The following is a 1187-nucleotide window of genomic DNA, read 5'->3' as shown; positions in this document are numbered from 1 at the left end:
CGCCGCCGCGGGTCGCGCCCGGCATCCTCACCGTCCCATCGCGGTGCCGGAGGGCATGCCGCGCAATGCCTTCCGGGCGCTCGCCAGCCTCCAGCCCGGCACGCTGCCGCTGGCCGCGCCCGGCCCCGGTCTGACGCTCCACTGCCTGGACGTGACCGCTCCGGTGGCGCAGGCGGTGGAGGCGGACGCGCGCCTTCCTCGCCATGCGGTCGCCCGCCCCCGTTCCGACCGCCGCGACCGACGGGCGCCATCATGGCTGACCTCCTTTTCGCCGCCGGCGCGCTGGTGTTCCTCATCTGCGGCTTCGGCCTCGCGGCGCTGTGGCGCGGCGGCACCGACATCGACCGCATGCTGGCCTTCCAGCTCCTGGGCTCGGGCGCGATCGCCGCGCTGCTGCGCTCGCGCCGGCGATGGCGAGCCGGCGCTGCTCGACGCGGCCCTGCTGACGGCGCTGCTGGCGGCATTGGCCGCCAGCGCCTATCGCGCGGCCCTGGGCAACCGGCCTCCGCCCGCCCCGGCCGCTCCGGAGCGCCGGCCATGAGCCTGCTGCTCGACGCCCTGACGGTCTTCCTCATCGCCGCCGGTCTCCTGTTCTTCGCCGCCGGAACCCTCGGGCTCCTGCGGCTGCCGGACCCGCTCTCGCGCATCCACGCCCTCACCAAGGCCGACAATGTGGGCCTCGCGCTGATCGTCCTCGGCCTCCTGCCGCAAGCCGGAAGCCTGATGGCGGCGGTGAAGATGATCGCCGTCTGGGCGCTCGCCCAGCTCGCTTCCGGCGCGATCTCGCAGGTGCTCGCCGAGGCGGCGATGGTGGAGGCGGAATTCGAGGCAACGGCGCGGGAGGAGCGGCCGTGAGCCTCGTCTTTGATGCGCTGGCCAGCTTCTGGTCGTCGGCGCCGCCCTCGCGGCGGTCACCGCTGCGGCGCCGCGCGCGGCGGTGATCGCCTTCATGGGCTATGGCGTGCTCCTCGGGCTTGCCTGGGCGCGACTTTCGGCGCCGGACGTGGCGCTCACCGAGATCGCCATCGGCAGCGGCATCTCCGGCATCGTGCTGCTGCGCGCGGCGGCGGGCCTGCCCGCTGTCCCGCCCGCACTGAACCGGGCGCTCGCCGCCGCCGATCTCCGTGGCCGTGCGCCTTGGGCCTCGCCGGGCTCGTGCTCGCCTTGCCGGAGCCGGCGCCCTCGCG

The 1187-nt window shown here is 75.5% G+C and carries 2 protein-coding genes; both read left to right on the top strand.

Annotation, left to right across the window (positions count from 1 at the left end; translation table 11 throughout):
* Positions 1–252: 252 nt before the first annotated feature.
* A complete protein-coding gene (locus AC2W7M_RS25905) occupies positions 253–855 on the top strand; it encodes a monovalent cation/H(+) antiporter subunit G (protein WP_486136006.1) in 603 nt (200 codons plus the stop codon).
* Positions 856–937: 82 nt separating this feature from the next.
* A partial coding sequence (locus AC2W7M_RS25900) for a Na(+)/H(+) antiporter subunit B (RefSeq protein WP_486136005.1) occupies positions 938–1187 on the top strand: 250 nt, incomplete at its 3' end.

The sequence above is a fragment of the Xanthobacter sp. BG11Y11_SDJG genome (genome assembly GCF_057364445.1).
This window is presented reverse-complemented; position numbering and strand designations above follow the sequence as displayed.